The sequence below is a fragment of the Agathobaculum ammoniilyticum genome, from assembly GCF_025567315.1.
GTDB classification, from domain to species: domain Bacteria; phylum Bacillota; class Clostridia; order Oscillospirales; family Butyricicoccaceae; genus Agathobaculum; species Agathobaculum ammoniilyticum.
In genome coordinates this window covers 63,431-86,335 of sequence record NZ_JAOQJE010000012.1, presented here as the reverse complement: position 1 = coordinate 86,335, position 22,905 = coordinate 63,431, and the positions used below count along the sequence as shown (strand labels likewise).

The window sequence follows — 22,905 nt, the reverse complement described above, 5'->3', positions numbered from 1 at the left end:
TTTTTACTTAGCAGCTTTAGCAGCCTTGATAGCGTCGATCATCATGGGAACGACCTTGAACAGGTCGCCGCAGATGCCGTAGTCGGCAACGTCAAAGATCGGCGCGCCATCAGCCTTGTTCACCGCGATAATGCACTCGGAATCCTGCATGCCGGCCTTGTGCTGGATCGCTCCCGAAATGCCCAGCGCAATGTACAGCTTCGGATGTACCGTCTTGCCCGTCTGGCCTACCTGGTGGTCCGCCGTCAGCCAGCCCGAGTCGATCGCCGCACGGCTGCCGCCTACTACGCCGCCAAACTCCGACGCCAGCTCTTCCGCCAGCTTGATGCCCGTCTCTACATCCTTCGAGATGCCGCGGCCTACCGATACCACTACCTCTGCACCCGTCAGGTCTACCAGCTCCTTGGCTTCCTTTACGACCTCAAGCACCTTGGTCTCGATGTCCGCTTCGCTCAGGCTGATGCTCAGCTTCTCTACCACTACCGCATTCGCCTTCGCTTCGTCGTACTCGCTCTTCTTCAGCACGCCCGGGCGAACCGTCGCCATCTGCGGACGGAAACGCGGGCAGATGATCGTCGCCATCAGGTGTCCGCCGAACGCGGGACGCGTCATCTTCAGGTTGCGGTCAGAGCGGTCCAGCGCGTCGATCTGCGCCTCCGGCAGCGTCGACGCTTCCTTCAGGAACGCCGCGTACTTCTCCACATCTACGTCCAGATGCGTGCAGTCTGCGGTCAGGCCCGTGTGCAGACGCGCAGCGCAGCGCGGACCCAGGTCTCGGCCGATGTTCGTCGCCGCGATCAGCATGATCTCCGGCTTCTTCTCCATTACCGTGTCGCAGATTACTTTCGCGTATGCGTCCGTCGTGTAGGTCTCCAGCAGCGGCGAATCCGCGATGTATACCTTGTCCGCTCCGTATGCGCCAAGCTCCTTGGCCATTCCGTCTACGTCCTTGCCCAGCAGCAGGCCGCACAGCTCTACGCCCATGTCGTCCGCCAGTTTGCGCCCCTCGCTCATCAGCTCAAGCACCGTCGGCTGCAGCTTGCCCTGGCGCTGCTCACAGAATACCCAAACCCCGCTGAAATCGGCCAGATTGGTGTTGTTAAATTCAGCCATTGTTCATTATTCCCCTTTCCTTCAGATGATGTGCTTCTTCAGAAGCTCCGCCGCGAGGGTCTCGCACGTCGCCTTGTCCGCGCCCTCAAGCATCTTGCCCTTGCCCTTCTGCGGCGGCGTAAACGACTTGAAGATGTTCGTCGGCGACCCCTTCAGACCGATCGTGGTGGGATCGATCAGCGGATCATCCTTCAGGGTGTTGTAATCATATACCGCCACCGGCTTGGCGTAGCAGTCCATGATCCCGCTCAGCGACATATAGCGCGGTGCGTTCAGCTCCTTGATGCACGTCAGCAGGCACGGCGTCTTCGCCTGGATGGTCATGTACCCGTCCTCCAGCATGCGCTTGACGGTTACCGTGTTGCCTTCCTTCTTGATGTCCGCCGCGTACGAAATCTGGGGTACGCCCAGCTTCTCCGCGATCTGCGAGCCTACCTGCGCCGTATCGCCGTCGATCGCCTGCCGTCCGCAGAATACGATATCGTCGTCCTCTAGGCCCACCTTCTTCACTGCCGCCGCGAGGATCTGCGAGGTCGCGAAGGTGTCCGATCCGCCGAACTCACGGGCCGATACCAGCACCGCCTCGTCCGCGCCGCGCGCCAGCAGCTCACGCAGCATGCCTTCCGCCGGCGGGGGACCCATCGTGATTACAACTACCTTGCAGCCCGTCTCATCCTTCAGCTTCAGCGCCGCTTCTACCGCGTTCAGGTCGTCCGGATTCGTGATCGTTTCCATCGACGCTCGGTTCAGCGTCCCGTCCGGATTCACCGCTACCTTGCCGGAGGTATCCGGAACCTGCTTTACACATACGATTGCTTTCATAGTTCTGTTCTCCTCCTTTTCTTAGCGCAGTACCTGACCAGCGATGACCATTCTCTGAACCTGAGAAGTACCCTCGTAGATCTCGGTGATCTTGGCGTCGCGCATCATGCGCTCCATCGGGTACTCACGGATGTAGCCGTAACCGCCGTAAATCTGCACGCACTTGGTGGTAACGTCCATAGCGACCTCGGAAGCGTACAGCTTGGCCATAGCGGCTTCCTTGGTGAACGGCAGGCCAACATCGTGGTTGAACGCCGCGCGGCGGACGAGCAGGCGGGCAGCGTCGATCTGGGTGTACATGTCGGCTACCATCCACTGCAGGCCCTGGAACTTATCCAGCGTCTTGCCGAACTGTACGCGCTCTTTCATGTACTGGATCGCCTTGTCCAGCGCGCCCTGCGCGATGCCGAGCGCCTGAGAAGCGATACCGATACGGCCGCCGTCCAGCGTCATCATCGCGATCTTGAAGCCGCCGTTTTCCTTGCCCAGCAGACGGTCCGCCGGCAGGTGTACGTCTTCAAAGATCAGCTCTGCGGTCTGCGAGCCGCGAATGCCCATCTTGTGCTCGATCTTGCCGATCGAGAAGCCCGGGTCATCTTTATCTACGATAAAGGCGGAAATGCCCTTGTTGCCCTTTGCTTTGTCGGTCATGGCGAAAACGACATAAGTATCCGCGCGGCCGCCGCCGGTGATGAACACCTTGGTACCATTGAGGATGTAGGAACCGTCTTCCTGCTTCTCAGCGATGGTCTGCTGTGCTGCGGAATCGGTACCGGCATTAGGCTCGGTCAAACCGAACGCGCCAACCTTCGCGCCTTCCTTGGGCTCGATCAGCGGGCGGAGCCATTTCTCCTTCTGCTCCGGCGTGCCGAACGCGTAAATCGGCCAGGCGCCCAGCGTGCCGTGCGCAGAAATGATCGCGCCGGTCGTACCGCAGACGCGGCTGATCTCTTCGATCGCGATCGAATAGCAAACGTAGTTGCCGCCGGAACCGCCGACTTCCTTGGGGAACTGAATGCCCATCAGGCCGTACTTCATCAGCTTCTGGACAGTCTCTTCCGGATAGCGCTCCTGCTCGTCGATCTCCGCGGCGATCGGCTCAACTTCGTTAATCGCGAACTCGCGGCACATCTTCTGGAACAGTGCTTCTTCTTTTGTAAGCCTAAAATCCATGCCATATACCTCCCAAAAAAAATTCGCAGGTGAACAGAAAAACACAGCGCCGGACACCATAGGTATCAAGCGCCGCATCCACCGACACCCAACTTTGGAGCATGTCTACTTCTATTATACTGTTTGGCCGCAATATGTCAAGGATTTAACAGACTTTTGCCTGAGAATTTCGCCCCGCATTTTTGTGCAGATTGGATTTTTTACCCCTCGTTAATTTGCCGTTTCAGTCTCCGTTTTGTAATCATCTATCGTGCGTCTGGGCGCATATCCGGACGCATACCGGCATAAAAAGGATGGAAGACCAAAATTTTAAGGAGGAAAAGCCTATGTGTGGAATCGGAGGCTTTGTCGATTACGAACATGATACACGCGGCTATGGGCCGGTCGCGGAGCGCATGAAACGCACGCTCGCGCCGCGCGGGCCGGACGCGGAGGGGCAGTTCTGCGATCTGGACGCGATGCTCGTCCACCGCCGCCTGATCGTTATCGATCCGGACGGTGGCCAGCAGCCCATGACATCGTCCGACGGGAATACTGTCCTGATTTATAACGGAGAGTTATATAATACCGAGGATATCCGGCACGAGCTTATCCTGCGCGGCCATCGGTTTGCCGGGCATTCGGATACCGAGGTTGTGCTGCACGCCTTTCTGGAATGGGGTACGGATGCATTCCCGCGGCTCAACGGGATTTTTGCTTTCGCCATCTGGCAGAAAGCCGAGCGCCGCCTGACCCTTTGCCGCGACCGGCTGGGCGTCAAGCCCCTGTTTCTCGCGCATACGGGCGGCGGGCTGGTGTTCGGCTCGACCATCGGTACGGTGCTGTGCCATCCGGAGGTCGAACCTGTGATCGACGAGGACGGCCTGCGCTCCCTGCTGCTGCTCGGTCCGGCGCGGCCGCCCGCTTCCGGCGTGTTCCGGCAGATCGACTCCCTACTGCCCGGCCACTATGCCATCCTTACCCCCGAGCATTATACGGACGCCGCATACTGGAAGCTGGAGGCGCATGAGCATCCGGACGACTTGGAGGCCACAATCGAGCGCACGCGGGAGCTGATCTGCGACGCGGCGCAGCGCCAGCTCGTGTCCGACGTGCCGCTGGCCTGCTTCCTGTCCGGCGGGCTAGATTCCTCCATCCTGTCCATGCTGGCCGCCAGGGACTACGCCGCGCGCGGCGAAACCCTGCACACCTGGTCGGTCGATTACCGCGACAACGACAAGTATTTTACAAAAAGCAGCTTCCAACCAAACAGCGACAACGCGTATATTAAAATGATGGCGGATACGCTTCATACTGCGCACCATAACGTTGTCATTGAACCGGAGGCGCTGTGCGCCGCGCTTCTGCCCGCGACCGACGCCCGCGATCTGCCCGGCATGGCGGACGTGGATTCCTCGCTGCTGCTATTCTGTGCGGAGGTGAAAAAAGGCGGCACGACCGTATGCCTTTCCGGAGAGTGCGCCGACGAGCTGTTCGGCGGCTATCCCTGGTACCACCGCGAGGAGATCCTGTTCGAGGACACGTTCCCGTGGTCCCGATCGGTCGGGCTGCGGCTCGGCCTGCTCGCACCGGACGTGGTGCGGGACGGGTCGGCGTTCGTCCGCGAGCACTATCTTTCCACCTGCCGCCGCGCAGAAAAGCTGCCCTCGGACAGCAAAAAGGACGCGCGCATGCGCGAAATGTTCGTTCTCAATCTGGACTGGTTTATGGCGACCCTGCTGGAAGGCAGCGTTGCGGGAGGATACGGCCGGCGGTATCCGCGTTGCAGCCGCGCGAAAAGGAAAAGGGGGGCGTCCGCCCCTCTTTTTTGTATTCCCGTCAAGGCCTCACCGCAGTCCCGCCGTGATGATCGCCATATAATAGACTTCCTCCGCGTTGCAGCCGCGGGACAGGTCGTTGATCGGCGCGTTTAAGCCCAGCAGGATCGGCCCATAGGCCTCAAAGCCGCCCAGGCGCTGCGCGATCTTGTAGCCGATATTGCCGGCGTTGATATCCGGAAAGATAAAGGTGTTGGCATGTCCCGCCACCGGCAGGCCCTTGCACTTGGTCTGCGCGACCTCGGGCGATACCGCCGCATCAAACTGCAGCTCTCCCTCGATCATCAGGTCGGGACGCGCCTGCTTCGCCGTTTGGGCCGCGCGGCGCATCTTGTCTACATCCTCGCCTTTTCCCGACCCCTTGGTCGAATAGGACAGGAACGCCACCTGTGGGTCAATGCCGAACAGCTTCGCGCATTCGGCGGTTTCGACTGCGATCTCGGCCAGTTCATCCTCATCCGGCTTGATATTGATTGCACAGTCCCCCATCGCCAGCAGTTCCGCGCTGCTTCCGCTCCCGCGGGTCAGGATAAAGCACGAGCCGACGATCCGGTGTCCCGGCTTGGTACGGATCAGCTGCAGCGCCGGACGCACCGTATCCGCCGTGGAATAGGTCGCACCGCCGAGCAGGCAGTCTGCCACGCCGAGCTTTACCAGCATGGTGCCGAAATAATTTCCCTTTTGCAGCAGCCCGCGGCATTCCTCAGGCGACAGCTTGCCCTTCCGCAGCTCTACCATTTTATCCACCAGCTCGTCCATACGGCGGTAGTGCAGCGGATCGACGATGCGGATATCCGCAATGTCGAAGCCGCCTGCCCGCGCGGCCTGCCGCACCTCCTGTACGTCCCCGATCAGCAAGGGCTGCAGAATGTCCTCCCGCTTGAGGCGGGAGGCAGCCTCCAGGATACGCGGGTCCGCCCCCTCGGTGAACACCAGCGTGGTATAATTCTTTTTCAGTTTTTCGATCAGCTTAGTAAACATAACAGCGCCCCTGTCTCACCAATCCGCCGGAAATACTGTATAGGCAAATTTCGCATACTGCGGCGTTGTAAAGTGGATATGGCTACCGCGCGGGATATACAGCACATCCCCTGCGTCGCCGCCTACGGTGCGGCCGTCTATGCGGATCTCCAGCCGCCCCTCCAGTACAACGTCCCATTCGTCGTAAGTGAGCGTCCATTCAAAATCCGCGCCGTCGCGCAGCTCCATGATGCCGCAGCCGATGCGCGGCGCCTCCTCGAGCGTCGCCACGTCTTTCAGGCGCACGTCATCGCGCCCCTCAAACGGCTCAAGGCGCACGGTCGGCACGCGCACGCTGAGCACGCCGCTGGGATCTACCGTTTTCTCAAAGCCGCACCCGCCGCTTTCGCTCTGCGCCGGCTTTTGCCAGCTTGTCTCGGCCAGCACCTTTTCCACAAGGCTGCGAATCAGCTCCTCGTTTACTTTCATCGTCATCCTCCCCTTTCCGCTGCCAGGTCACATCAGAGCCTCAAACACCTTGGGCGATGGGCGCGGGATAATGCTTGTGCCGACCAGCAGCTCGGCCTGCTCCCTGGCGGCGGCCACTGCGGCGCGCACCGCGCCGACATCGCCGGTCAGCGTCACATAGCCCTTGCCGCCGATCGCATAGCCGATGCGCACCTCGATCAGCTGCACATCCGCCGCCTTGGCCGCGATATCCGCGCCAATGATGGCGGACGCTACCGAATAATACTCCAAAACGCCGACCGCGCCCGGCCTTTCAATCTGCGTGGTCATGCTGATGGCCTGAATCACATCCGCGTGGATGTTGGGGATGGTCAGCGTGTCCACCACGCACTCGCCGCCCCGCTTGATTCCCTCCGTCATGGAGGCTTTCACGTCCCCTGTTTCGCCCGCGATCAGGATCAGGTATTTGCCCGGACACACCGTGGAGGAGCGGAGCAGCTCCACGGTCGCCGCCTTTACCATATAGTCACAGGTTTCGATGCCCCGCGCAATGCTGTTCAGTTCCACCATGCCGATGGCCATCCTGCTGGAAATTCCCATAGTGCTCACTCCTTCCGTCCGCGGATGCGGGCGCCTCTTTCTGTAATTTCCGTCACCACGCCCGAAATACTGGCGTGAATCTGTGCGGACAGGCCTTCCGCCGCCTGCGCCAGCACTTCGCCCCGCTCGACTGTGTCGCCGGCCTGCTTGACCGGATGCGCCGGCTTGCCGATATGCTGGGAGAACGGCAGGAATACCTCATCCGGCGTAAGAGTCCGGCAGTCGTGCGCGTGCAGACCGTAATACGCCGACAGCCCCAGCCGGCTGACCAGGCGGTCGGTCGGCGTATGGCGCTGATCGACCTCGGCTCGCGCCTGCGGCGCGCTGTCCCGCGGCACCTGAAGTCCCTTTTCCCGCAGCCAGCGCTTGACGTATTGGTTGACCTTGCGCGGCGAAAGCTGCATCGGGCAGGCGAACATTTCGCATACGCCGCAGTCGCAGCAGTTGGCTGCCTCGCCGAAAATACGGACGTATGCCGCGTCGTCCGTTACCCCCTGCTCACGCCACAGGTTGCGCATAATCAGGTGCGGCCGAATGGCGTGGCCGATCAGGTATCGCGGACACAGGTCGGTACACATCCGGCACTGGATGCAGGCGCTGCGCGCCTGGTGACGGATTGTTTCCAGCGGCGTCGCGGCCCGCCGGAACAGATAGTGGTCACGCGGCAGCACAATGATGTTGCCCGTGGTCTTGGTTACGACCGCGCCGCGTATTTCGTCCGCGCCGGTCAACTGCCTGCCCATCATCGGCCCGCCGAGGATCAGCGCATAGTCCGCGAGCTGCGGCTCGGCCGCGCGCACGCAGTCGATGACCGGCGTCCCGATCGGTACATGCAGCATAACCGGCTCTTTCACCTCGCCCACGACCGACAGGTATTTATCCACCACCGGCCGTCCCTGCAGCGCGTCGTAAATATTGAGCATGGTGCCGACGTTGTCCACCACGCAGCCGACATCAAGCGGCAGGCCGCGCTCGGGGACCGAGCGTCCGGTCACCTGCTGCACCATGGTCTGTTCGTCGCCCGCCGGATAGAACGTACCCATCCGGAAGATCTCGACCGGCGCGGCCGTCGCGCGGATCGCCTCGGACAGCGCGCCGATCTCCTGTTCGTATTTGCCTTTCAGGGCGATGACCGCGCGGCCTGCGCCCAAATGCTCTTTGACCGCCAGCACCGCCTGGATGATCTGCGGCGCACAGGTGCGGCAAAGGTATTTATCCGTCTCGATCAGCGGCTCGCACTCGGCCGCGTTGACGATCAGGCACTCCGCCTTGGCGTCCAGCTTGACATGCGTCGGGAATCCGGCGCCGCCCGCGCCGACGATGCCGGCCGCCTTGATGGTTTCGGTCAGATTCATGGTTTCACCGCTTCCTTTTCCTCCAGAATACCGGGGTCGAACTCCTGATCGTCCACAATGCCGACCACGGTCGCGTCCACCGGCACCGACATATCGCCCGCCGCGCTGCGCGCCGAGCTTCCGCCGACGATGATGACCGTCTCCCCCATGCCCGCGCCGATCATATCGGCGGCCACGATGGGCGCGCGATCCGGCGAGCCGTCCAGGATGTTGACCGGCTGCACGATCAGCAGCTTATAGCCCGCCAGCCGTTCCTCCTTGCGGGTGGCCCAGATATTCCCGATCACTTTGGCAATTTTCATATGGTTCCCCTCCTGTCGGGCATACGTTGGCGCGCCGGCGGCTCAGCCCGCGCCACGGGTTTCAGTCCTGCCCCTTGATAATCGTGATGCCTCTGCCCGCCGCCAGGTCTTTGGCCAGCGCCGTGATGATACAGCCCGCGCCCACGCGGATGCAGGCAACGCCCTGCTTTTCCGCGTCGATCAGGTCGCGCTCGGTCAGCACCCGCTTGGCCAGCGTCTTTTCCTTTGCGTTGGACGCCTCCGCAGGCGGCACCTGTAATTTCGCCGCGGGCTGCTTTTCGGTCAGCAACTGCCCGACATCGGTCTGCGTGCAGAGAACCGCGCCGCTTGCCTGCAAAAAGTCCAGCTTTTGCTGCAGCATCTTATAGTACACCGCTGGTGCCGACTCCCGATACCGGTACAGCTCCACCCCCTCCGCGAGGATATAGACCTTTTTCCCCGCGAGGATGGCCTGCACCGCCAAACGGGTAAAGGCGCAGTCTCCCACGCCGGAAGCGATCCGGTCCAGCGCGCCGCAGCTCAGGTCGCCGAGCAGCACCGCATCGTAATCCGCCAGCTCCACGTCATACTCGCGCTGCAGGGCGCAGTCCACCCGCCATTTCCGGCGGACCGCCTCGCTCTCCAGCACGCTGTGACAGGCCGTGCCGTGCGCCTGTGTCAGGATCAGCAGGCCCTGCTTGCTCTCAGACGGGTCTGCCTGCTCCGCTCCCTCCAGCTCATGCAGTCTTGCCGTGACCCGCCGCACGATTTCCTCGACCAGCTCTGTTCGCTCCATGGCTCCCCTCCTTTCCGCTTATCACTTACAGTTCATGGCAATCCCTGCGGGCGTCACCAGAAACGGGTCGGCAGGCTTTACCGTCCGGATGCCCGTTTCCCGCGCAAAGACCTCTTCGATTCCGGTCAGGCAACAGGTGCCGCCGCACAGGTAGAGTGTTTCCGTTTCTGTTTTATCGACATAGCGTTTTACGATCGCCGCCATTTTTTCCACAACGGGTCTGACCACGGGAAAGATCTCCTTATGACGCGCGTAGTCCTGCTTGATGGACTCAGCCTCCGCGAAAGGGATATGATAGTTGCCCGCCAGCACCAGGGTCAGATGCGTGCCGCCGGTCGGCTCATCCTCGATGCGGACCACCTTTCCCTCCCGCAGGACGGCCAGGCCGGTCGTGCCGCCGCCGATATCCACCACCACGCCGTTGTCGATCTGGTAGACCGCGTTCGCAGCGGTCGGCTCATCCAGCACGGCGGTCACTTCAAACCCCGCGCCCTCGGCCACATACTGATGTGTCCGCGCGCTCGACTCCGTCCCCGCCGGCATGGCGATGGCGCACCGTTCCAGCTCCCTGCCAAGCCGCTGCTCCAGTCTGCGCTTCAGCTCGCACACGATCTGCAGCGCGCCGAGGTAATCGACCACCACGCCGTCCCGCAGCACCGAGGCCGCCTGCTTTTCGCACGCCACAGGATTATCCGCCCCGTCCAGCACGACCAGCACGATATAGGCCGTACCCAGGTCCAGCCCCACCTTCATTTCTCCGTCAGCCGGCGGAAAGGTGGTATGCTCCGACGCGCTCACGCGGGCCATATAGTCGTTAACGCGCTCCATATCCATCATTTGTTCCAGCGCTCCTTCCGTTTTCCGCTATGCCCCATATTGTCCGGCCAGATAACGGCACATCATAATGTGCAGCGCGCTGGACATACGGTTTAGTTCTTCGATCAGATCCTCTCTGGTGCATTTCGCGCCCTCGCGAAACGCCAGCGCCGCCGCGACCTCGGTCTCCCGCACCGCGGCGCGCAGGCTGTTGAGCAGGGCGAAATCGCGCCCCATGGTATACTCGGGCAGCGTCATCGCCTTGACGCCGAAAAAGCGCTGCGGGTCGTGCGACTGCTCCCGCAGGCCGGCGTGTGTCAGTCCGATCAGCGTTTCCATGGTGAACGGCTCATCGAGCACGTCGCAACGCATCACCTCGCGCAGCGCGTGCAGCAGGTCGTTCAGGTCCTCCAGCAGCTTTTCGCTGCCTCCGCGTCCGCTGATCTCGGTCTGCGCCAGCACGACAGACGCCTGCAGCGCGTCCAGCCTGCCCCGAAACAGGATGCGCGGATGGCTTTTCTGTACCAGCAGGTTGCCCGCGAGGTGCGTCATATGCTCGGGCTTTTCCGCGTAAAACGCGCCGGTCTCATAGTCAACGAACCTCGCCGCTGCCGTCGGCACAGCCGCGGGCGCCGCCAGCGCGTTTACCACCCCTGCCGAGCAGGGGCTGGCTTTCCCCTGCCGCTCCTCCGGCACAATCTTGATTTTGCGCGTCTGAAGATACTCGCGCGCTGCCGGCGTCAGCTTCTGTCCCCTGGGTACCACATAGCTCTCCGGCTCGATCGCGTGCAGCTCATGCCGCAGCGCTGTCTCCGTGATATATTTCAAACGCTTCACCTCCTCAAGGCGGATGGGCTTCTGCCGTACCGCCGCGCCTTATTTGTCCAGAGTCGGCAGGATGTACTCCACTTCCTCATGCGGCCGCGGGATCACATGTACCGAGATCAGATCGCCCACTCGCTCCGCTGCCGCCGCGCCCGCGTCGGTCGCAGCCTTGACCGCGCCCACATCCCCGCGCACCATCACGGTCACCAGGCCGCCGCCAACGTGTACCTTGCCGATCAGCGTTACGTTTGCCGCCTTTACCATTGCATCGGCCGCCTCCACGGATGCGACCAGTCCCTTTGTCTCGATCATGCCGAGTGCCTGCATATTTGCCATGTTACCTTACTCCTTTTCTGTCGTTTTCCGCTTTTTACTGCTTATCCAGCGAGGGCAGGATATACTCCACCTCTTCGTGCGGCCGCGGGATCACATGTACCGAGATCAGATCGCCCACTCGCTCCGCTGCCGCCGCGCCCGCGTCGGTCGCGGCCTTGACCGCGCCCACGTCCCCGCGCACCATCACGGTCACCAGGCCGCCGCCGACATGTACCTTGCCGATCAGCGTTACGTTTGCCGCCTTTACCATTGCGTCGGCCGCTTCCACGGATGCGACCAGTCCCTTTGTTTCGATCATGCCGAGTGCCTGTGTCGTCGTTGCCATAATCAATTCCTCCTAAGCTTTATTGAATGGTTGATGAACCTGTTTACGCCTTTTTCATCCGGCTGACGACCATGCGGACGATCGCCTCCAGATCGGTCTCACTGATCCCGCCGACCGTGCTCTGGCAGATGCCGTCGCTGCAGTCGGGCGCGCCCTGCCGGATATCGTCCAGCTCCCGAAGACCGTAGGCCACCTTGCGGGTATTGAGCAGCTGCATGGGGCCGACGTTTTCGCTCGTCGCCGAGCCGCCCACCGCGCCGCAGCCCAGCGTCAGCGCGGGCATGAGCGCCGTGGAGGCGCCGATACCGCCCAGCGCGGACGCGGTATTGACGATCACGCGGGAAACCGGCACGCGCTTTGCAAAATAATCGACCATCTGCTCGTCCTTGGTATGCATGGAGAACGTATGGCCCGCGCCCTCGTAGCGCAGGATCGTGCAAACCTTTTCACACACGTCCCGATAGTCCTTTCCGGTATAGAACGCAAGGATCGGCCCGAGCTTTTCATTGGAGTACGGATGGCCGCGGCCCACGCCGTCCTCACGGGCGACCAGCACGCGCGCCGACACCGGCACCCGATCCAGGCCGGCCAGCTTGGCAATGGTTTCCACGCTGCGGCCGACGATCTCCGGATTCATCGTGCCGTTGGCGCGGAGAATGAATTTGCCGAGCTTGGCGCGCTCCGCGTCGTCGAGGAAGTAGGCGCCCTGCTTTTCCATTTCGGCCTGCACCGCAGCCGCCATATCCTCGTCGCAGATAATGGACTGCTCGGAGGCGCAGATCGTACCCCAGTCAAAGGTCTTGGAATCCAGGATGCGCTTGACCGCGAGCGGCAGGTCGCAGGTCTTTTCCAGATAGGCCGGACCGTTGCCCGGCCCCACGCCGATCGCCGGCGTGCCGGAGGAATAGGCCGCGCGCACCATGGCCGAACCGCCGGTCGCCAAAATCAAAGCAACGTCGCGGTGGCGCATAAGGTTATCGGTGGCCTCCATGGTGGGAATCGTGATACAGGAGACCAGGTTCTCGTTCCCGCCCGCCTCGGAAATCGCCTGGCGGATGACCTTGACCGTCTCCATGATGCAGCGCAGTGCGGTCGGATGCGGGGAAAACACGATCGCGTTGCCCGCCTTGATCGCGATTTCGGACTTGTACAGCGCGGTGGACGTGGGATTGGTTGAGGGGATCAGACCCGCGATCACGCCCACCGGCACGGCGATGGTGCGCGTTTTATTGACCTCGTCGCGTTCAAGCTCGCCCACGGTTTTCATATCCTTGATGTATTCGTACACGCCGCGGCTGCCGAACACGTTTTTGATGACCTTGTCCTCGACCTTGCCGAAGCCGGTGTCCTCATTGGCCATTTCCGCCAGGCGCCGCGCGTTGCGCACGCCCGCGTCCGCAATGGCGCGGACAATGCGGTCCACCTGCTCCTGGGTCATGCCGGCCAGCTCCTGCTGGGCTTTTTTGGCCGCGCCGACCAGTTCACGGACCTCCTGCATGGACAGTAAATCCTTGTCATATAGCTGCATGATTCAACTCTCCTTTATCCGCGGATGCTTCCGCTTGAATTTCATTTGCCCTGATCGCGGAACGCCCGAATCGCCGCGATCAGCTGCTCCTTTTTGGCAAATCGGATATCGCGCCGCGTCATGCTGGTCAGCCCCAGCTCCCGCGCGGCGGTGCGCAGGCTGGCGACCGACATGCCCGCCAGCGTCTCGTCATCCGGCGCCCCTTCGCATACCCGTGTCGGGACGGGCTCCTGCACGCGCCGAGGCGAGGCGCGGACCGGCGCCGCGGGCGGCGGGGACAGGATCGTTTCCACTTCCTCATGCGGCCGCGGGATCACATGCACGGCGACCAGCTCCCCGACCCGCTCGGCCGCCGCCGCACCCGCATCCACCGCAGCCTTGACCGCGGCCACCTCGCCGCGCACCATGACCGTCACCAGACCGCCGCCGACATGCTCCTTGCAGGCCAGCGTGACCTCGGCGGCCTTTACCATTGCGTCAGCAGCCTCTACCGAAGCTACCAGGCCGCGCGTCTCGATCATTCCCAACGCTCTCACCGGCCGTCACCTCCGTTGCGCGCCGCGCCGTTCACAGGCTGTCCCCCGCAATGCATTCGGTGGGATGCTCCGCCACAAACTCGACCGCGTCGGCAAATGCTTCGCACGCTGCCTTGCAGGCGGCCTGGCTGCCTGTCAGCAGGCCGCCGCCGAAGTTCGTCTCGCTCGGCGGAGCGTACAGCACGCACATGTGTACGTCAGCCGCTTTGAGCGCGGCGTCCAGACCGTACACCGCCTCCAACGGCGGCGCGATCAGGTACGCCAGTGCCTCGCCCTCCGCAATGCCCGCGCCCTCGGACAAATACGAACCGGTGCGCGAAATACAATGCGCATAGTAGACGATATCGCCCTCGTCGTTTGCGGAAACAAAATGGCATACGTTCTCAATCATATCAACACAGGCGTCCAGACCGGCCTTGGCCTCCGCCGGATTGGGCGCGGCCAGGATGCCGATAATCTCGCCTGCCAGGCGCGTGCTCGCGTGGTCCGCGCCCGCATAGCAGCTTTTGGCGTATACCACGCGGCAGACCGCTTTTTTGGTCGCTTCATCCAGCGCGGTATAGGTCACGTCGTCGTTGTCCGCCGTGATCAGCGCGAGCGACCGCTCCTCCGGCCGCAGCGACAACTGTTCGGCGAGGTCGGGCGCAACGTTTGGGATCAGCTTTGTCGCCAGCACCCTCGCCTGAATGGGATCTCTTTTCATAGGTAAGCTCCTCCCTGCCTGTTACAGCTTCAAATCCGTACCGCTGGCCTTTTTCTCCAGCATCAGCTTGATAATATCGGCAATGTGCGCGCCTGCCTCGGCAGGGTTGGTGCCGCTTCTGTGGATATTGGAAAGTACGGTGCGCCGCGCCTCCGGCATGCCCACCGTCGCCCGATAGGCAATATAGGCGGACATGGATTCCGCGGTGATCAGGCCGGGCCGCTCGCCGATCAGCACGCAGGTGACCTCGGCGCCGAGCAATTCGGACACCTCATCCATCACGCCGACACGGCCGTATCGCACGAAAAACGGCGTACCCACGTCTATTTTATAGTTCTGCAGGCCTTGCAGCAGCGCGGGCAGCAGATCCGGAATATTGGCCGACACCGCCGCGGAGGAAAGCCCGTCGGAAACATATATCTGAACCGTGGGATGGGCCCTGCACCGCTCGCGGATGGTATCCGCTGCCGCCTTGCTGAGCCTGCGCCCCAGGTCGGGCCTCGTCAAATAGGTATCCTTGCTGTCGCACTGGCTCTGCACAAGGAACAATCCCTGCGAGGCAATAAACGCCTCGTCCACATCGCTAAAAACCGCGTCCTGCGCCGCTGAATGCGCCGCGCGGAATTCCAACTGCGGCAGCGTTTTATAGCGCGCGCCCGCTTTGCCGATGCCGAGACGGCAGGGCGCGTTCCGCTTGAGGTCCGCATACGCCTCGCCATGCTCCGGCTGTTCTACCAGATACTGCTCCCTTATGTCGATCTCCGTGATGTCGGGCAGGCAGCCCGCCTCCCCCGCCGTCTCCGGCATCCGGATATCGGGAGCCGCCGGCTCTGTCCGGGCGGCGGGCGTCGGAGCCGGCTTTTCCGGCGGCCGTTCGTCCTGCGCAAGCTCCGCGACCACCTGCTCGATGATGCGTGTCAATGTAGCTTCGTCCAACACTCTCACTTCCTCTCCTACTTCGCCAAAAAGACCGAGGCGTCGCCCGCCTTGGGCGTCAACTTTCCGTTCTCCGAAAAGCCCATTTTTTCCAGCCAGCGGTCAAATTCCGGAATGGGCCGCAGGCCGAAGACCTCGCGCAGCGCGGGGATCTCATGATAGCCCGTACACTGGTACATCAGCATGCAGTCGTCGCCCTCCGGAATAGACATCAGGTAAGTACAGCCGGCGGCCACCAGCAGCGTGGCCAGGTTCTCGATATCGTTCTGGTCGGTCTTCATGTGGTTGGTGTAGCAGGCGTCGCAGCCCATGGGTACGCCGGTCAGCTTGCCCATGAAGTGATCCTCCAGCCCCGCGCGCGTGACCTGCCTGGCATCATACAGGTATTCCGGCCCGATAAAGCCGACCACCGTATTGACCAGGAACGGCTGGTACCGCCTGGCAAAGCCGTAGCAGCGCGCCTCCATCGTCACCTGATCCCAGCCGTTGTGCGCCTCGGAGGATAGTTCCGAGCCCTGTCCGGTTTCGAAATACATAACGTTGGGGCCGGTGCAGGTGCCGCGGCTGAGCATGGTCGCGCGCCCCTCCTCCAGCATTGCCGCAGTCAGGCCGAACGCCTCGTTCCCCTTCTGGCTGCCCGCGATCGACTGGAACATCAGATCGAGCGGCGCGCCCAGTTTATCTGCCGCGGCGACCTGGGTGGTAACATGCGCCAGCACACAGATCTGCGTCGGTATCTCCCATTTATTCTTGAACTCGTCGAACATCTTGAGGATGCGGGCGACCGATTCCACCGAATCGTCCACCGGATTCAGCCCCAGCACCGCATCGCCGCAGCCGTAAGAGAAGCCCTCCATCGCGGAGGCCAGGATGCCTTTTGGGTCGTCGGTCGTATGGTTGGGCTGCAGGCGGGAGGAAAACGTCCCCGGCAGGCCGATCGTAGTGTTGCAATGCGCGGTCACTTGGATCTTTTTGGCCGCGTAAATCAGGTCCAGATTGCTCATCAGCTTGCATACGCCCGCGACGATCTCGGACGTGATGCCGCGCGACGCGCGGCGGACCATTTCGCTTGTGGTATTGCCGTCGAGCAGCCACTCGCGGAACTCCGCGACCGTCATATTCCGGAACTCGCGGAAAATTGTTTCGTTCACATCGTCCTGTATGATGCGGGTGACCTCGTCCTCCTCATAGGGGACGGCCGGCGCGTTGCGCAGATCGTTCAGCGTCAGGTTTGCCAGGACTACCTTGGCCGCCACCCGTTCCTCGGCCGTCTCGGCCGCGATGCCGGCCAGCCTGTCGCCCGATTTTTCCTCGTTGGCCTTGGCCATCACCTCGCAGATGCTCTTGAATTCATAGACATGCCCGAACAGCTTTGTTTTCAGGATCACATCGTTTCACCTCTCCCTGCTTGTTATGAATTGAAGATCAGCGTCTTGACCACGACAGGCACCACATGCCCGTCCGCGACCGGCGCGCCGATATCCACATAATCGCCGTCCTGCGTCCGTATCCCGTCGATGCAGATGACGTCCTTGCGGAAGTCCAGCCGCACGTTGAGCGCATTTCCCAACACCTTGCCAATATCGGCCTCCACCACCAGGATCAGCGGGTACCCGCCCGCGATGCTCTCCGCCGCCCCGTCCGTTACCGCTGCGGCCAGCTTTTGGATGGCGGCGAAGCTGGTATAGGACCTACCGCTGAACGCGATCGCGACCTGTTCGATCCGTCCCTCCGGCTGGTACATCGGCATTTGACGCCGGATGGCGTCGCGCAGCGTTTCCGGCGCGGCCTCGTCCTCCTCGGATACACGGAGCACAGGTACATTTTTGACCGGCAGGCGTCCCCGCGCATAATGGATGGTGCTGCCGCTGACCTCGGTCGTATGCGTCCCCGCGCCGACCACGGTGGCGCGGATGGTTTCCGCCGGCCGGAACAGCCGCAGCCCGCCGAGATCCGCGTTTCCCCGAATCGCCTGTCCGAGCAGCACGCCCACATCGCCGTACCGGAACACATCCCCCTCCGGCGGCGTATAAATGCAGTCCGCCACGCCGCCCGAGTAGGTGACCGCCCGCGCACGCGCTGCTTCGGGCAGCGGCTTCCCGCCGTTAGTATACAGTCCGGCGTGCTGCCCATCCGGCGGCCGGCGGGACAACGCCTGCGCGAGCTGGTCGGCCATCAGGCCGCATACCCGCCGCAGCATCTCCACATCTGCCGCATCTCCAGCCCGCAGCGCGATGCCGTGCGCACGGGCCAGCGCCTCAATCTTATGATAGACATAGGCGATCCGGCCATGCTCCACGCGGATCAGCCGCCCGCCGATATCCAGACAACAGACGCCGGCCAGCTTCCCTTTATCGAATACCGCAATGTTGGTCGTTCCGCCGCCGACATCCAGGTTGGCCACAGCCGTGCGCGCCTCCTCAGAAAGCCGGTCGGCGCCCGCTCCCCGCGCGGACAGCACGGATTCCAGATCCGGTCCGGCCGTGGCGACCACAAAATCGCCCGCAAGGCTTGCCAGCGCCTCCAGAACCTCGTTCGCGTTCTGCTTGCGCGCCGTCTCGCCGGTAATGATGACCGCGCCGGTCCTGACATCAGCCGGACGGATACCCGCTGCGGCGTATTCCTTCCGCACGATTTCCTTGACCGCCTCCGCGTCGATCTCCGTCCCCGACCGCAGCGGCGTAAAGTATATCCCGCTGCGGTGGACGACCTCTTTTTTCACGATCTGGATGCGCGGCGCGGTATAACTGCTCGCCCGGTTCTCGATCGTCAATCTGCTAAATATCAGTTGTGTGGTGGATGTCCCGATATCCACGCCCACGCTGCATATCTCCTCGTGCATGGCGCGCCTCCGATCTTGCAAAATATACTTTCATCAAAAAAGTCCGGATACACAGACTGATAGCCTGTATATCCGGACTGCGCCGCCCGTTTGCTTCGCCGCGGCATTCCATCATGCCGCAGCCTTATTCTTTTACTGGTTTCTGAAATCAAACATCACATGCGTGCCACCACTGCCCGATTCGGTCTTCAGGCTGCCGTGCAACCGATCCTCCACCATTGTACGCACGATGGAAAGGCCCAGGCTGTCCGGCCGGACAGCCACCGTATCATAGCCGCACCCGTCGTCAATGACCTCAATGCAGGAATACAGCTCCCCGCGGCTCACAACGATCCGGATGCCGCCCTGCTCTCGCCCCCGAAAGGCATATTGCAGGGAATTCTGAAGCAGCTCATTGATTACCAGCGCGGCCGATGTGGCAGTATCGGAATTGACCGGAAAGTCATCCCCTTCCTGCCGGATCTGCACATGGAAATCCGGCCGGCTGAACGCGCGGATGATATTGTTCCGGATATTGCGGATGACCTCCCCGATCATCACCTCGTCCACACCGGACCGCGAGAGCAGCTCATGCGTGGTAGCGATTGAGAGGATGCGGTTCATACTCTCCTCCAGCACGTCCTGCAGCGCCGCGTCATCCAGCCGCCGCATCTGCAGCCGCAGCAGGCTTGCCACGGTCTGCAGGCTGTTTTTCACCCGATGGTGCATCTCCTTGACCACCGCCGACTTCAGCACAAGCTGCTTCTCCTGTTCGCGCTTCCACGTCAGATCCTGCACGATCACGGCAAACGCCATATCCTCCCGCGCCAGCCGGATCTGCTTGACCAGCAGGCTGTGGCGACCCAACGTAACCTCCGCCGCCGCGTAACCAGCCTGCTCGCCCTCCTCCCGTACCTCGGCCAGCCGCACGTTTTCATACCGCTGCCCCATGGGGTCGTCGAGATATCCCAGCGTCTGATAAAGGCTGCGCGCCAGGCTGTTGCAGAACGCCACCCGCCCCGTCCGGTCGACGATCAGCAGGGCCTCGTCGATACACTCGGTCAGCCAATCGTTTCCCGCCATATGCGCGAGCGCGTTGGCGATCTTTGCAGGGTCACGGTCGGAAAAATGCAGCCGGCCACTTGCCTGCCGCCGTTCGTCCATCCGCTGTTCCCGCACCAGCGCGCCGATCACCTTGCCTGCGCTGTTTTTGATCGGTTCGACCGACTGGACCGTGCGCCGGTTTTCCTGGGTCAGCGCTTTCATCTGCTTGGTTCCCACGCCCAGGCGGAGCGTCCGCGCCACGGCCGGCTCATTCTCCCTGCGCGCCAGCAGCCCCACCACGCTTTTCCGGTAGGAGGACGGCGCGCCGTCCGGCTTTGCCTCCGCCACAACGATGGCGTCGCCGTCCCGACAGGGGCAGTCCACAAAAATGTCCGCCTCCTCCCAACTGGCCAAAGCCCTCAGAACGGTGCTCATTCCCTGTATCACGGCAATATCCGCCGGCGCCAGGCTGGTATATTTCCGGCAGAGTGCCTCGATCGTATCCATCATACTCAGCGTCCCCCGCTTCTCATCAGGATGATCTCCGCGACCCGCCGCATGGACAGCTTTTTGCTCTGGCTCAGCTTGCGTATGTAATCATATGCACTCTGTTCGGTCATTCCCTCCTGCGACATCAACAGGCCCTTTGCCTTTTCGATCACGGTACGGCTTTCCAGCCGGTCAGTAACCTGCCGGATGTCCTTTTTGAGCTGGCGCATCTCCTTGCTGCGCGCCACGGACAGCTCTATGCTTGGCACCAGCGAGCTTTCGCCCAGCGGCTTGACCAGATATCCCGCCACGCCCTGATCCCGCGCGGTTTTGACAAATTCCCATTCGCTGTACGCGGTGAGCATGATAATCGTTTCCGCGATATCCTCTTCGTAAATGATCCTGGCGGCCGAAAGGCCGTCCAGCAGCGGCATCTTCACGTCCAGCAGCACGAGGTCGGGCTGTGTCTGCCGGCACATCTCGATCGCGTCGAAACCGTCCGCCGCCTCGCCAACCACCTGGTAACCCTGCGCCGACAGCAGCTCCTTTAAATCCATGCGGGTGATCGGCTCGTCGTCCGCAATCACCACTCTGATTCGGCTCATATCCATTCTCCTTACCCTCAGGCGGCATCACTCCTCCGCCTGTTCATAGCCCAGATAGGCCATCAGTGCGTCCACCCCTTCGCCGGTGACGCTGCTGGTGACGAACACCGTTTTGGCGCCCGCCATATGCAGGTATTTTTTTGCCTTTTCTATCTGCTCCTGCGCAGCGATATCGCTTTTTGTCACTACGCCCAGTACCGGCTTGGCAAACTGGCTGTTATAGGAGGGCGGGAACATGGTACCCTCCTCTGTGGCGGACTGCACGAATACCACATAGTCCGCTTCCACCGAGGTGACCATCAGCGCCCCCCGAAAGCTGCGCCGCTCCAGGTATTCGCCGGGCGTATCGATCATCGTCTGGTTGATAACCTGCACGGTCTGTGTTTTGTGATACGCCAGATCGCGTCGGCTGATACGCTGGCACAGCGTTGTCTTGCCCGCCGTGGATCGCCCGACCAGCATGATCCGCTTCTTTTCCCTGTTTTCCATGTCCAATTCCCCTATGTCCTGGTCATCGGCGCCGGGCTGAAGCCCATCATGTCGCACAGCACCTGCATCACACCGGCAAGCGCTTCCTCCACCGCCGCCACCTCGCCGGTGATGACCAGCGAGCCGTTGAAACGGTCCACAAAGCCGATCTCGACCGAGGCCGCCTTGGCCGCCACGTCCGCGCCGATCATCGCGGCCTCGCTCGGCGTGATGGTCATAATGCCGATCGCCCCGTGCGCGTCGATCAGTCCCAGCTTGGCGTAAAGCGTATCCTCGGGACTGGCGATCACATGGCACAGGGTGACCTGCTTTCCTGGCACAAACTCCTGGATAATCCTTTTTTTCTCATCCAGCTCGATCAACTCCGCCGCCCCCTTTTCTAAAAATAAAAGCCCCCAAAGGACCCCGCCTGTCGGCCGGATTCTCGGGAGCTACGTCGCTCTTTTATTGGAAAATCGCTTTTTGCATTGGACACTAACGGCGCGTCCTCTGCCTGAAATAAACAAAACAGCTAATTTCAGCTTATTGCTTTATGGTTAGTTTAGCAGTATTTTGGCTGTCTGTCAATGACTTTTCCGGCGTATATAGCTCCTGAATTTAAGCGCGCGCCCCTGCCGGCCCGCCGGCCTGCGGGCGCCTGTCGCAAGGAGGGATTTCCCATTTCTTTCAATATATTTCCACATCCCAATTTCTTCCTATTTGGTATGTTTGACCATTACAGGAAGACCGTGCTATAATGTAAAAAACACGTTAAAAATATCGTGCGGTTTTCGCACTGCGAAAGCGAAACGACCCACCGCCCGCATCCAAAAAGAAAGGGAGATTTTTGTGTCTAACTCGGATCTACTGGACAAAAAGCTATGCGAAAAATTGGCGCAGTCGGCAAGTCTGACCATTGGACACGACGTGCTTATTACCGACTCCTTTGGCTATGTCGTCGCCTCCAACGATCCCGACCGCGTCGACTCGCTGCACGAGGCTTCGCTTGAAGTCATCCAGAGTGCGCGCAAAATCTACCATGACGCCGCAGCAGCCCGTAAATTCGCCGGCACCAAGCCCGGCATCACCATCCCCATCATCATCGATTCCATCGTCATCGGCACGATCGGCATTACCGGCGCCCCGCACGAGATTTCGCAATATGCCCTGCTGATCCAGCAGCTTGCGCAGATATTTCTCGATTTTGAAAAGCGCCAGCGCTCCACGACCCGCACCGATTACCGGAAGAAAAACCTCCTGCGCGAAATCATTACATATGATTCCCGCTCACACGATGAAGCCGCCATCTGCGAAAGCGCTTACGAATTCGGCATTGACCTGAACGCGGCGCGCATCGCCGTCAAACTGGAGGAAATCGAAGGCCGGCACGACGACGCTTCCGAGGAAACGCGCGTGCATCAGGCGAAAATCATGGAATGCCTGCTGCGCCATTTCGATCATCCGCAGGATTTTGTCTGCCCGCAGAACAATACCGGCTATGTCGTGTTTGCCTTTGGGCTGCGCAGCATCCAGCCGCAGCAATACCTGGAAATGCTGCAGCAAAAGTGCCTTTGCGTGAACAGCGAGTGCCTGACCGTCGGCATCCGCCTCCGCATCGGCATCGGCTTCTTCTCCCACTCGGTCGAGACGCTGCGCCAGTCCTATGAGAATGCCTGCTTCGCCTTAAAAAGCATCCATGCCGGCATACGGAACAGCACCTGCCTCTATATCGGCGATGTGGTTCTGGAGAAAATCGCTGCCAGCCTGCCGGACGGCATCTGTAGCGAGATCTCCGCGCAGATGTTCGGGCGGGTCATGCAGGCGAAAAACCGCAAGGAGGTCCTGTTAACGATTGAACACTGGTTCCAGCAGCGCTTTAACTTTGTGCAGACCGCGCAGGCGCTGCATATCCACAAAAGCACCCTGGTTTACCGCTTCCGCCGCATCCGCGAAACCTGCGGGCTGGATATGTACGATCTGGACAAGGTGCTTGCCATCTATCTTCTGGATATCCGGCACAAGTTGTGCGGCCAGTCCGACTCCCGCACCAGTTCCATCGTCATGTGAAAGAATTTCGATACGCTTTTT

24 protein-coding genes and 1 pseudogene are annotated in these 22,905 nt (G+C 61.3%); 2 read left to right on the top strand and 23 right to left on the bottom strand.

Features of this window, described 5'->3' with window-relative positions; genetic code table 11:
- Window positions 1-3: 3 nt before the first annotated feature.
- The 3 genes from acrA to OCV66_RS12360 are packed head-to-tail and all read right to left on the bottom strand — an operon-like array spanning window position 4 to window position 3,108.
- A complete protein-coding gene (acrA, locus tag OCV66_RS12370; RefSeq protein ID WP_054328584.1) occupies window positions 4-1,113 on the bottom strand; it encodes an acryloyl-CoA reductase electron transfer subunit beta in 1,110 nt (369 codons plus the stop codon).
- Between the two features lie 21 nt (window positions 1,114-1,134).
- Window positions 1,135-1,935: an acryloyl-CoA reductase electron transfer subunit gamma gene (gene acrB, locus OCV66_RS12365; RefSeq protein WP_054328585.1), complete on the bottom strand. Its 801-nt coding sequence runs from the start codon at window positions 1,933-1,935 to the stop codon at window positions 1,135-1,137.
- Between the two features lie 21 nt (window positions 1,936-1,956).
- Window positions 1,957-3,108 (bottom strand): acyl-CoA dehydrogenase, encoded by a 1,152-nt coding sequence (locus OCV66_RS12360; protein WP_147574465.1) that lies wholly within the window; start codon window positions 3,106-3,108, stop codon window positions 1,957-1,959.
- A gap of 326 nt (window positions 3,109-3,434) precedes the next feature.
- On the opposite strand from OCV66_RS12360, the gene asnB reads away from it, so the two are divergent.
- Window positions 3,435-5,021 carry an asparagine synthase (glutamine-hydrolyzing) gene (gene asnB, locus OCV66_RS12355; protein WP_147574464.1) on the top strand — a complete coding sequence of 529 codons (1,587 nt, stop codon included), beginning with the start codon at window positions 3,435-3,437 and terminating at the stop codon, window positions 5,019-5,021.
- Here the strand turns inward: asnB and pta are convergent.
- The 20 genes and pseudogenes from pta to eutS form a co-directional block, all read right to left on the bottom strand.
- A complete protein-coding gene (gene pta / locus OCV66_RS12350; protein ID WP_054327927.1) occupies window positions 4,935-5,906 on the bottom strand; it encodes a phosphate acetyltransferase in 972 nt (323 codons plus the stop codon). The genes asnB and pta overlap by 87 nt on opposite strands.
- A gap of 15 nt (window positions 5,907-5,921) precedes the next feature.
- Window positions 5,922-6,374: a cupin domain-containing protein gene (locus tag OCV66_RS12345; protein ID WP_054327928.1), complete on the bottom strand. Its 453-nt coding sequence runs from the start codon at window positions 6,372-6,374 to the stop codon at window positions 5,922-5,924.
- A 27-nt stretch (window positions 6,375-6,401) separates the two neighbouring features.
- Window positions 6,402-6,953 carry a BMC domain-containing protein gene (locus tag OCV66_RS12340; RefSeq protein WP_054327929.1) on the bottom strand — a complete coding sequence of 184 codons (552 nt, stop codon included), beginning with the start codon at window positions 6,951-6,953 and terminating at the stop codon, window positions 6,402-6,404.
- Between the two features lie 5 nt (window positions 6,954-6,958).
- A complete protein-coding gene (locus OCV66_RS12335; RefSeq protein ID WP_054327930.1) occupies window positions 6,959-8,308 on the bottom strand; it encodes a 4Fe-4S dicluster domain-containing protein in 1,350 nt (449 codons plus the stop codon).
- The gene (locus tag OCV66_RS12330) at window positions 8,305-8,610 is read right to left on the bottom strand and encodes a EutN/CcmL family microcompartment protein (protein WP_054327931.1); all 306 of its coding nucleotides are present in this window, start codon (window positions 8,608-8,610) and stop codon (window positions 8,305-8,307) included. The genes OCV66_RS12335 and OCV66_RS12330 overlap by 4 nt, the downstream gene beginning before the upstream one ends.
- A 61-nt stretch (window positions 8,611-8,671) precedes the next feature.
- The gene (locus tag OCV66_RS12325; RefSeq protein ID WP_054327932.1) at window positions 8,672-9,385 is read right to left on the bottom strand and encodes a hypothetical protein; all 714 of its coding nucleotides are present in this window, start codon (window positions 9,383-9,385) and stop codon (window positions 8,672-8,674) included.
- A 21-nt stretch (window positions 9,386-9,406) separates the two neighbouring features.
- Window positions 9,407-10,222 carry an ethanolamine utilization protein EutJ gene (eutJ, locus tag OCV66_RS12320; protein ID WP_147574463.1) on the bottom strand — a complete coding sequence of 272 codons (816 nt, stop codon included), beginning with the start codon at window positions 10,220-10,222 and terminating at the stop codon, window positions 9,407-9,409.
- 27 nt (window positions 10,223-10,249) lie between these two features.
- Entirely contained in the window at window positions 10,250-11,038 is a 789-nt protein-coding gene (locus tag OCV66_RS12315) for an ATP-binding protein (protein WP_242977853.1), read from the bottom strand.
- Between the two features lie 39 nt (window positions 11,039-11,077).
- Window positions 11,078-11,362, bottom strand: a complete 285-nt coding sequence (locus OCV66_RS12310; RefSeq protein WP_054327934.1) for a BMC domain-containing protein — start codon at window positions 11,360-11,362, stop codon at window positions 11,078-11,080.
- 34 nt (window positions 11,363-11,396) lie between these two features.
- Window positions 11,397-11,687: a BMC domain-containing protein gene (locus OCV66_RS12305; protein ID WP_054327935.1), complete on the bottom strand. Its 291-nt coding sequence runs from the start codon at window positions 11,685-11,687 to the stop codon at window positions 11,397-11,399.
- Window positions 11,688-11,730: 43 nt separating this feature from the next.
- The gene (locus tag OCV66_RS12300) at window positions 11,731-13,215 is read right to left on the bottom strand and encodes an acetaldehyde dehydrogenase (acetylating) (RefSeq protein WP_082397306.1); all 1,485 of its coding nucleotides are present in this window, start codon (window positions 13,213-13,215) and stop codon (window positions 11,731-11,733) included.
- Window positions 13,216-13,493: 278 nt separating this feature from the next.
- Window positions 13,494-13,736: pseudogene (locus tag OCV66_RS15650) on the bottom strand (BMC domain-containing protein); the annotation flags it as partial.
- Between the two features lie 46 nt (window positions 13,737-13,782).
- The gene (gene eutL / locus OCV66_RS12290; RefSeq protein ID WP_054327937.1) at window positions 13,783-14,454 is read right to left on the bottom strand and encodes an ethanolamine utilization microcompartment protein EutL; all 672 of its coding nucleotides are present in this window, start codon (window positions 14,452-14,454) and stop codon (window positions 13,783-13,785) included.
- Window positions 14,455-14,475: 21 nt separating this feature from the next.
- Complete coding sequence (gene eutC, locus OCV66_RS12285) at window positions 14,476-15,390, bottom strand: ethanolamine ammonia-lyase subunit EutC (RefSeq protein WP_082397308.1); 915 nt, start codon at window positions 15,388-15,390, stop codon at window positions 14,476-14,478.
- A gap of 17 nt (window positions 15,391-15,407) precedes the next feature.
- Window positions 15,408-16,778: an ethanolamine ammonia-lyase subunit EutB gene (locus tag OCV66_RS12280; RefSeq protein ID WP_054327939.1), complete on the bottom strand. Its 1,371-nt coding sequence runs from the start codon at window positions 16,776-16,778 to the stop codon at window positions 15,408-15,410.
- Window positions 16,779-16,801: 23 nt separating this feature from the next.
- Entirely contained in the window at window positions 16,802-18,232 is a 1,431-nt protein-coding gene (eutA, locus tag OCV66_RS12275; RefSeq protein WP_147574462.1) for an ethanolamine ammonia-lyase reactivating factor EutA, read from the bottom strand.
- A 132-nt stretch (window positions 18,233-18,364) separates the two neighbouring features.
- Entirely contained in the window at window positions 18,365-19,765 is a 1,401-nt protein-coding gene (locus tag OCV66_RS12270) for a sensor histidine kinase (protein WP_243182460.1), read from the bottom strand.
- Between the two features lie 2 nt (window positions 19,766-19,767).
- The gene (locus OCV66_RS12265) at window positions 19,768-20,349 is read right to left on the bottom strand and encodes an ANTAR domain-containing response regulator (protein WP_307718889.1); all 582 of its coding nucleotides are present in this window, start codon (window positions 20,347-20,349) and stop codon (window positions 19,768-19,770) included.
- Between the two features lie 27 nt (window positions 20,350-20,376).
- Window positions 20,377-20,838, bottom strand: coding sequence for a EutP/PduV family microcompartment system protein (locus OCV66_RS12260; RefSeq protein WP_147574461.1), 462 nt, complete (start codon window positions 20,836-20,838; stop codon window positions 20,377-20,379).
- Between the two features lie 11 nt (window positions 20,839-20,849).
- Window positions 20,850-21,200: an ethanolamine utilization microcompartment protein EutS gene (gene eutS / locus OCV66_RS12255; RefSeq protein ID WP_147574460.1), complete on the bottom strand. Its 351-nt coding sequence runs from the start codon at window positions 21,198-21,200 to the stop codon at window positions 20,850-20,852.
- Window positions 21,201-21,666: 466 nt separating this feature from the next.
- Here eutS and OCV66_RS12250 point away from each other — a divergent pair, with 466 nt between their 5' ends.
- Window positions 21,667-22,884 (top strand): sugar diacid recognition domain-containing protein, encoded by a 1,218-nt coding sequence (locus OCV66_RS12250; RefSeq protein ID WP_147574459.1) that lies wholly within the window; start codon window positions 21,667-21,669, stop codon window positions 22,882-22,884.
- Window positions 22,885-22,905 lie beyond the last annotated feature (21 nt).

Excerpts from the sequence above, each read along its gene's own strand:
- OCV66_RS12305 (WP_054327935.1), bottom strand. The coding sequence starts at position 11,687 with ATGGCAACGACGACACAGGCACTCGGCATGATCGAAACAAAGGGACTG.
- OCV66_RS12325 (WP_054327932.1), bottom strand. The coding sequence starts at position 9,385 with ATGGAGCGAACAGAGCTGGTCGAGGAAATCGTGCGGCGGGTCACGGCA.
- acrB (WP_054328585.1), bottom strand. The coding sequence starts at position 1,935 with ATGAAAGCAATCGTATGTGTAAAGCAGGTTCCGGATACCTCCGGCAAG.
- OCV66_RS12340 (WP_054327929.1), bottom strand. The coding sequence starts at position 6,953 with ATGGGAATTTCCAGCAGGATGGCCATCGGCATGGTGGAACTGAACAGC.
- acrA (WP_054328584.1), bottom strand. The coding sequence starts at position 1,113 with ATGGCTGAATTTAACAACACCAATCTGGCCGATTTCAGCGGGGTTTGG.
- asnB (WP_147574464.1), top strand. The coding sequence starts at position 3,435 with ATGTGTGGAATCGGAGGCTTTGTCGATTACGAACATGATACACGCGGC.
- OCV66_RS12330 (WP_054327931.1), bottom strand. The coding sequence starts at position 8,610 with ATGAAAATTGCCAAAGTGATCGGGAATATCTGGGCCACCCGCAAGGAG.
- OCV66_RS12265 (WP_307718889.1), bottom strand. The coding sequence starts at position 20,349 with ATGAGCCGAATCAGAGTGGTGATTGCGGACGACGAGCCGATCACCCGC.
- pta (WP_054327927.1), bottom strand. The coding sequence starts at position 5,906 with ATGTTTACTAAGCTGATCGAAAAACTGAAAAAGAATTATACCACGCTG.
- OCV66_RS12345 (WP_054327928.1), bottom strand. The coding sequence starts at position 6,374 with ATGAAAGTAAACGAGGAGCTGATTCGCAGCCTTGTGGAAAAGGTGCTG.
- OCV66_RS12360 (WP_147574465.1), bottom strand. The coding sequence starts at position 3,108 with ATGGATTTTAGGCTTACAAAAGAAGAAGCACTGTTCCAGAAGATGTGC.
- eutA (WP_147574462.1), bottom strand. The coding sequence starts at position 18,232 with ATGCACGAGGAGATATGCAGCGTGGGCGTGGATATCGGGACATCCACC.
- OCV66_RS12300 (WP_082397306.1), bottom strand. The coding sequence starts at position 13,215 with ATGCAGCTATATGACAAGGATTTACTGTCCATGCAGGAGGTCCGTGAA.
- eutL (WP_054327937.1), bottom strand. The coding sequence starts at position 14,454 with ATGAAAAGAGATCCCATTCAGGCGAGGGTGCTGGCGACAAAGCTGATC.
- OCV66_RS12310 (WP_054327934.1), bottom strand. The coding sequence starts at position 11,362 with ATGGCAAATATGCAGGCACTCGGCATGATCGAGACAAAGGGACTGGTC.
- OCV66_RS12270 (WP_243182460.1), bottom strand. The coding sequence starts at position 19,765 with ATGATGGATACGATCGAGGCACTCTGCCGGAAATATACCAGCCTGGCG.
- OCV66_RS12260 (WP_147574461.1), bottom strand. The coding sequence starts at position 20,838 with ATGGAAAACAGGGAAAAGAAGCGGATCATGCTGGTCGGGCGATCCACG.
- OCV66_RS12335 (WP_054327930.1), bottom strand. The coding sequence starts at position 8,308 with ATGAATCTGACCGAAACCATCAAGGCGGCCGGCATCGTCGGCGCGGGC.
- eutJ (WP_147574463.1), bottom strand. The coding sequence starts at position 10,222 with ATGATGGATATGGAGCGCGTTAACGACTATATGGCCCGCGTGAGCGCG.